General features: G+C 63.3%; 6 protein-coding genes. 4 read left to right on the plus strand and 2 right to left on the minus strand.

Features of this window, described 5'->3' with window-relative positions:
• Positions 1-357: 357 nt before the first annotated feature.
• Together IAE77_RS17075 and IAE77_RS17080 are read right to left on the minus strand one after the other, a co-directional pair.
• Positions 358-1068: a glycosyltransferase family 2 protein gene (locus IAE77_RS17075; RefSeq protein ID WP_294228884.1), complete on the minus strand. Its 711-nt coding sequence runs from the start codon at positions 1066-1068 to the stop codon at positions 358-360.
• An 18-nt stretch (positions 1069-1086) separates the two neighbouring features.
• Positions 1087-2532 carry a glycosyltransferase family 39 protein gene (locus tag IAE77_RS17080; protein ID WP_294228889.1) on the minus strand — a complete coding sequence of 482 codons (1446 nt, stop codon included), beginning with the start codon at positions 2530-2532 and terminating at the stop codon, positions 1087-1089.
• Between the two features lie 76 nt (positions 2533-2608).
• On the opposite strand from IAE77_RS17080, the gene IAE77_RS17085 reads away from it, so the two are divergent.
• From IAE77_RS17085 to IAE77_RS17100, 4 genes are all read left to right on the plus strand, one after another.
• Entirely contained in the window at positions 2609-3301 is a 693-nt protein-coding gene (locus IAE77_RS17085; RefSeq protein WP_294228892.1) for an outer membrane lipoprotein-sorting protein, read from the plus strand.
• Between the two features lie 8 nt (positions 3302-3309).
• Positions 3310-4521: a class I SAM-dependent RNA methyltransferase gene (locus IAE77_RS17090; RefSeq protein ID WP_294228895.1), complete on the plus strand. Its 1212-nt coding sequence runs from the start codon at positions 3310-3312 to the stop codon at positions 4519-4521.
• A 67-nt stretch (positions 4522-4588) separates the two neighbouring features.
• Positions 4589-5986, plus strand: a complete 1398-nt coding sequence (locus IAE77_RS17095) for an ATP-binding protein (protein WP_294228898.1) — start codon at positions 4589-4591, stop codon at positions 5984-5986.
• Positions 5983-7077 (plus strand): iron-containing alcohol dehydrogenase, encoded by a 1095-nt coding sequence (locus IAE77_RS17100; protein WP_294228902.1) that lies wholly within the window; start codon positions 5983-5985, stop codon positions 7075-7077. Before IAE77_RS17095 ends, IAE77_RS17100 begins: the two co-directional genes overlap by 4 nt.
• Positions 7078-7201 lie beyond the last annotated feature (124 nt).

Below are 7201 nucleotides of genomic sequence, written 5' to 3' on the forward strand. Positions count from 1 at the left end.
GCCATCACGCTGCCGCGGATCACGATCCCCGAGAAGGAACAAGCCGCGCTGCTGTTGCAACTCGGCTGGACGCTGCCCGAGCAACCACCGCCGCGCATCCGCCGCCCGCAAAACTCCGCCCCCGATCTGCCGTGACCCGTTGAGAAATGTGTGGCCGACCTGGGCCATCAACCGCGCCGCTTGCCCTGGTGATGGCAAGACGCGGCCTTCCAAAGTGCGAAACTTGGGCTAAGTGATGGTGCGGTTGCTTTGGATGAAGCGAAGCAACTTGATCGAGGACGAGTTCGAGTAGGAGCACGAGGACGAAATGAACGTGCTTTGTCCGCATCGCGTCACTTTGCCCTACGCTCGACGCCCTCAGCTTTTTTGCTCTTCGCGGATCGAATACCGCGTGCGACGGCTGTTCAGCCAGCGGACGCCGAACATGTCCATGGTGGCACGCAGGGCGCGGTTGCCGAAGCCGTACTTGCTCACGCCATGGATGCGCGGGCGGTGATTCACGGGAACTTCGGTCACGCGCCATCCCATGTTGCGGATGAGCGCGGGAATGAAGCGATGCATGCCATTGAAGAGCAGCAGGGCCTCGCGGCAGTCGCGACGCATGGCCTTCAGCGTGCAGCCGGTGTCGCGCACGTGGTCGCCGACGAAGCGGGAGCGGACGAAGTTGGCGATGCGGCTTTGCAGGCGCTTGAAGGCGGTGTCCTTGCGTTTGGCACGGTAGCCGCAGACGAGGTCGAAGCCTTCACCGAGCTTCGCGACGAGCGCAGGAATGTCGGCTGGGTCGTTTTGCAGGTCGCCATCGAGCGTGACGATGACCCCCCCCTTCGCACCATGGATGCCGGCGTGCATCGCGGCGCTCTGGCCGCTGTTTTTTTCGAAGACGATCACGCGCACGCGCGGTCCCGGCTGGATGCGGGCGAGCGTCTGGTCCTTTGAGCCGTCATCGACGAGCACCAGCTCGTAATCATGCCCGGTCAGCGCCGTGTCGATCTGCCGCTGCAGCTCCACGACATTGTCCTCCTCATTGTAGAGGGGGACGACGACGGAAATGGCAGGCGCGGCAGACATGGCGGGGCGAAACGGGCGTCAAGAGTCGGACGCGCGGTAGTCGTGGCAAGCGAAGATTTTCAGCCAGCGCACCTCGTTGCCCGCATGCATCACACGGGCCACAGAAAGGATCTCCACACGTTCAAATCGGTCACGCAGCGGCTCCGGCGGGACGATGGCGGCAGGGTCGTCGGTGACGAAGATCGCGCTGTGGCCGCCGAAGCCGCGCAAATCGTCATCCAGCGACTTCACGGGCTCGTTTTGGCCAAGGTAGTGGTCCAGCTCGACGGCGAGCCGCCAGTCGCTGGCGATTACGAACCATGGCCGGTCACCCGAGGTTTGCTTCAGGGCTGCGGACACGAGTTTCGCGCTCTCCTTCCAGCCGCGCATGGCCTTGGAAGGGTCCGCAGTGAAGAAGTGGTCGTAATCGGAGGCTGCCGCCGTCTGCCGCGAAAAGCGCCAGCGCAGACCGAGCGTGCGCGGCAGGTCGCTCTGCAGCAGGAAGGCGCTCTGAACGGCGGCGAGCACGATGGCGATGGTGCGCAGGCTGATGCGCTCCTCGCTGGCGATGCCGCCGAGCACCGAGGCCCGATGGGCGAGCACCATCGCCGCAAAGACCATCCACACTGCGCCGCCCATGTCCGGCCAGCGGTGAGCGGGACCGTAAAGCAGATCGACCGCAGCCAGCGGCAGCAACATCGCCAGAGGGAGGCTGCGTTGCGACATGAGCATGGCGCGGTCAAAGGCCATGCGTGTGGCGAGAACGAACAGCGTCAGCAGGACAGGGGATGCCAGCACGATCCAGCGCAGCAGGTTTGGAACCACACGCCATTCCGGCCACACGAGCCGTGCGTCACCCCACAGCCAGAACGACACGGCCAGACACCACGCGCCTGCGATCATCAGAAAACCCGTGCCATGCAGGTGATGACGCAGACGCTCCGGCAATCCAAAAGCCATCACGACCGCACCCATCACAGCAAGGGCCGGCGGTTGGGACAGGGCCGCACCCGCCACACAGGCCGCGGCGGCCCACCAGGCCCAGTGCAGCGGATTGGCATGCAGCAATGCCACCCGCAGGCACCAGGCCGCCGCTGGAACGAGCGCAAACACGACGGTGGATGGAGTGAGCGTGACTGCGGCGACATTGAAAGCAGGCAGCACATTCACGATCACCACCGCCCAGCCGGCGATCTGCGCATCGTACAGGCTGCGCATGAGCCGCCACACTGCGAGAGAAGCGCTCAAAGCCAGAAGCGGCGCGAAAAACCGCACGCCGAACTCGCCCCCACCACCGAGCAGCGTGCCCAGCTTTGCCAGCAGCGGCATGAGCGGCCCGATTTCCTCGAAGCCGCCGATCCCGCCGTGTTTCGCACGAAACACTGCCTCGGCCTCGATGGGCGAGAGTTCCAGCGTCGGCAGCAGCGCCCAACGCCAGAGCGTGAGCAGGCCCAGAGCGGCAAAGAGAAAGCGCTGGCGCTGCATGATGGTTGAGCGCATTGAATAGAGGCCCGGGACGCTGTGTCAAAGCCTCGTCCGCAACCCCACACCCCCTTCTCACATGAAACGTCTCCTGCTTTTACCGCTGCTGATCGCCGGACTGCTGCGTGCCGAAGAAGCCCGGCCCCGCACCGCCGAGGAGATCCTCCGCATCGTGCGTCTCAGCTACGCGCTGCAGAATCACAAGATGGACGGCCAGCTCCGCGACGACGCCACCGGTCGTGTCGAGCCGCTCACCCTCACGATGGAGGACCAGGTCATGCGGTTCCTCTTCAAAAACCCGCCGAAGGAGATCGTGCACCTCGATCTGAATACCACGCCCGCCACGCTTTATCAGGTGCGTGAGGGTGGTTCCGGCGAAGTGCCGAAGGAGCAGCTCGACGACCGCGTGCGCGGCATGGACTTCAATTATGAGGATCTGTCACTGCGCTTCCTCTACTGGCCGCGTCCGCAGTTGATGGGCGAGACGCGTGTCAGCGGGCAGAAATGCTGGATTGTTCGTGTCACCAATCCAGGCAGGGACGGCCCCTACTACGTGGTGGACATCTATGTGCACCAGGGCAGCGGCGGTGCCGCGAAGATGGAGGCCTACGACCGCAACAGCAAGGTCATCAAGAAGTACCAGGTCACCAAGGTGCAGAAGGTGGACAACGCGACTGTGCTCAAGGAATTGCGGATCGAGTCCGTCAATCCGCTCAACGGCCAGGTCAAAGGCCGCACCTACATGACCATGGAAAATCCGGAGAAGAAATGACGGGACGCATGGAGCCACCAAAGAAATTCGCCCCGCATCCCTTCGCGTATCATCAGCAGCTCGAGGTGAGGATCGACAACCTCACCAATGAAGGCATGGGCGTGGCCCGTGCCGGCGGCTGGGTGGTTTTTGTGCCCTTCGTGCTGCCTGGCGAGTTCGTCCGCTGCCGCATCTATCGGAATCACAAGAACTTCAGCGAGGCCGACCTCGTCGAAGTGCTCGAGCCTTCGCCACAGCGTGTGCAGCCGGTCTGCCCGGTGTTTGGCACCTGCGGCGGCTGCCAGTATCAGCACATGGCCTACGCCGAGCAGCTCCACTGGAAGCGACGCCAGGTCGCCGAACTGCTGAAGCATATGGCCCGCATCGAGCATCCGGTGAATGAGGTCATTCCCTCGCCTGTCGAGTTTCACTATCGCTCAAAAATCACGCCTCACTTCCAGAAGCCACGTGCCAACGGCGTCGAGGATATCGGCTTCCTCCGGATGGGCGCACGTGCCGCGCTGGTCGATGTGCCCTACTGCCACATCGCCATGGATGCGATCAACGAGGCCCTGCCCGCTGTGCGCGAAAACATCCGGGCCAGCTCCGGCAACTTCAAACGTGGCGGCACTCTGCTGCTCCGTGCTGCGAAAAACGGCGTCCTCACCGACACGCATGCCATCGCGCATGAGGATGTCGATGGCATCCGCTTCGAGTTCCAGGCCGGCGACTTCTTCCAGAACAATCCTTTCATCCTTCCACGCTTCGTCCGTCATGCGCTCGATGAAGCGAGAGCCACCGGGGCGAAATACCTCGTCGATGCCTACTGCGGCAGCGGATTGTTCGCGGTCTGCGGCGCACGTGACTTCGAGCAGGTCATCGGCGTCGAAATTTCCGAGAGCGCGGTCAGAAAAGCCACGCACAACGCCGAACTGAACGGCCTCACCAACTGCCGCTTCATGGCTGCGGATGCCCGCGAAGTCTTCAAGGACGTTCCGCATCCCGGTGGCGACACCGTGGTGCTCATCGACCCGCCGCGTGCCGGATGCAGCGCCGAGTTTTTGCAGCAACTCTTCGCCTTCGGCCCGAAAGGCGTCGTGTACGTCTCCTGCAATCCCGCCACACAGATGCGCGACCTGCAGCTCTTCACCGAGGCCGGTTACAAGCTCGGCACCGTGCAGCCCTTCGACCTCTTCCCGCAGACGAAGCATCTGGAATGCGTCATGACGCTCAGTCGCTGAGGCCAGCTCGGGCAAAGTCATCAAAACACGTTTTGACAAAACACGTTTTGATAAACTACACTCAGGCATGATCGACTTCCGTGGCCGCCATCGTGAGATCGCCGCGCTCGACGCCATGTGGCGCGGGCCGGATTCGGTGTTCCTGCCCGTCTATGGCCGCCGCCGCGTCGGCAAGAGCGAGATGATCGTCCGCTTCATGGAGAAGAAGCCCGGCATCTACTTCGTCGGCAAACGCGCCCCCGGTGAGACGCAGATCGACGAGTTCCTCGAAACCGCCGCACGTGCGCTGAATGAGCCGCTGCTCGCCCAGGCCCGCGTGAGTGGCTGGCGTGAGGCGCTCGACCTCGTCGTGAAGCGCCACACCGGCAAACAGAAGCTCATCCTTGCCCTCGACGAGTTTCAGTGGATGGCTGAGGGCGCGACCGAGCTGCCCTCCGTCATCCAGGAGCTGTGGGACCGCCATTGGGCCAAATCCGGCCGCGTCATGCTCATCCTCTGCGGCTCCTACCTCGGCTTCATGGAGCGCGAGGTGCTGGGAAAGAAAAGCCCTCTCTTCGGCCGCCGCACCGGGCAGATCCTGCTGCGGCCCTTCAACCACCTCGAAGCCGCCGAGTTTCATCCGCGCTGGTCCGTCATCGACCACGCCAAGGCCTACGCCATCTGCGGCGGCATCCCGATGTACCTCCTCGCCTTCGATGAAAAGCTCTCCATCGAGCAAAACATCATCGCCCGCGTCCTGGATGAGATTTCCGTGCTGTTCCGCGAGCCCGAATTCCTCCTGCGCGAGGAATTGCGCGATCTCATGCCCTACCACGCAGTCCTCATGGCCCTGGCGCAGGGTAAGACCGCGCCCGCGCAGCTTTCCGGCACCACCGGCATCGACGTGCGCGGCTTGAACTACCATCTCAGCACCCTCGTTGAGCTCGGCTACGTCCAGCGCCGCTACCCGCTCACCGAGGACAAGCCCGGCGTGCGCACCGTGCGCTACGCGCTCGACGATCCCTTCCTGCGCTTCTGGTTCCGGTTTCTCTTCCCGCATCAGAGCACCCTGCGGCTGCTCGGTCCGAAACAAGGCTTCACCGAGATCATCAAGCCCGAACTCGATGCCTACTTCGGCCGCTGCTTCGAGCGTCTCTGCCGCGAATGCCTGCCCATGATCTATCAGGCCGAAAACGTCCGCGCCGCCTTCGAGTGCGGCGAATACTGGGATAAAGGCACCCAGATTGATGTCATTGGTGTGCGCCAGGACGGTTGGACCGACCTCGGCGAGTGCAAATGGAAGGACATCGCCTCCATCAAGCCGCTCGCTGATGAACTGGAGGCCAAAATCCCTCTCTATCCCAACAAGCGCAACGCCACCATCGGCCGCCGCTTGTTCGTCCGTTCCGTCAAATCCAGCGCCAAACTGCCCGGCGTCCGCGTTCACACGCTCAAAGACCTCTACGCGCTCAAATCACCGCCATGAACCGCTTCGAATTCGCCACTGCCCAGCGCATCATCTTCGGACGCGGCACGGTGCGCGAACTGCCCGCCCTGGCGGCTGAATTCGGCCAGCGAGTCCTGCTCGTCACCGGCAGCCGCCCGCAACAATGGGAAACCCGGCTGCCGCAGGTCGGCATCAAATCGATCTGCGGTGAACCGCCCGTCGAAGACATCCAAAGCGGCGTCGAACTCGCGAAGCAGTACAACGCCGATGTCATCGTCGCCATCGGCGGCGGCAGCGTCGTCGATGCGGGCAAGGCGATCGCCGCCATGAGCACACAGCCGGGTGACTTGATGCGCTACATCGAGGTCATTGGTGAAGGCAAGGCCCTCGAAGCCCTTCCGCTTCCCTTCATCGCCGTTCCCACCACCGCCGGCACAGGAGCCGAGGCCACACGCAACGCCGTCATCGCCAGCGAGAAGCACCGCGTCAAAGCCAGCCTGCGTCATCTCTCGATGCTGCCACGCATTGCGTTGATCGATCCGGAACTCGCCATCGATGTCCCGGCGGATGTCACCGCCGCCAGCGGCATGGACGCCCTCACGCAGTGCCTCGAAGCCTTCGTCTGCTCGCGTGCGCAGCCGATGACCGACGCGTTGTGCCTCGACGGCATTCAGCGTGCCGTGCGTTCGCTCGAACGGGCCTTTCAAAACGGCCACGACCTCGACGCACGCGAGGACATGGCCCTCTGCGCCCTCAACAGCGGCATCGCCCTCGCCAACGCCGGTCTCGGTGCCGTCCACGGCTTCGCGGCGCCGATTGGCGGCATGTTTCACGCACCGCACGGCGCTGTGTGCGCCGCCTTGCTTGCCCCGGTCTGGGAAGCGAACGCCAGACGCGTGCAAAACCGCACGAAGTTCGATCAGATCAATTCCATCCTCGGCAGCGATGCCATTTCCTGGCTCCACGGCATCACCGAATGCCTCCAGATCCCCAAACTCAGCGCCTGGGGCATTCAAACGGCCGATCTCGACGAAATCGCCCGCAAAGCCGCCGCGGCGAGCAGCATGAAGGCGAATCCAGTTTCGCTGACGCATGAGGAGCTGGTCGAGATTTTGCGAATGGCGCGATAGCGTCGCCGGAGTGCGGTGCTTCAGCACCGCTTTCGACAGCTATGCCGGCCACTCCGGCCTAGGCAGTGTTTTAAAACCTCTTGAGCGGCTGCATCCAATCGATGACAGCGGCGAAAGCGAGCAG

This window comes from Prosthecobacter sp., assembly GCF_014879935.1.
Taxonomy (GTDB): Bacteria; Verrucomicrobiota; Verrucomicrobiia; order Verrucomicrobiales; family Verrucomicrobiaceae; genus Prosthecobacter.

What these genes read in the sequence shown, in the direction of transcription:
- IAE77_RS17075 (WP_294228884.1), bottom strand. Translation starts at nt 1,068, where the DNA reads ATGTCTGCCGCGCCTGCCATTTCCGTCGTCGTCCCCCTCTACAATGAG.
- IAE77_RS17080 (WP_294228889.1), bottom strand. Translation starts at nt 2,532, where the DNA reads ATGCAGCGCCAGCGCTTTCTCTTTGCCGCTCTGGGCCTGCTCACGCTC.
- IAE77_RS17085 (WP_294228892.1), top strand. Translation starts at nt 2,609, where the DNA reads ATGAAACGTCTCCTGCTTTTACCGCTGCTGATCGCCGGACTGCTGCGT.
- IAE77_RS17090 (WP_294228895.1), top strand. Translation starts at nt 3,310, where the DNA reads ATGGAGCCACCAAAGAAATTCGCCCCGCATCCCTTCGCGTATCATCAG.
- IAE77_RS17095 (WP_294228898.1), top strand. Translation starts at nt 4,589, where the DNA reads ATGATCGACTTCCGTGGCCGCCATCGTGAGATCGCCGCGCTCGACGCC.
- IAE77_RS17100 (WP_294228902.1), top strand. Translation starts at nt 5,983, where the DNA reads ATGAACCGCTTCGAATTCGCCACTGCCCAGCGCATCATCTTCGGACGC.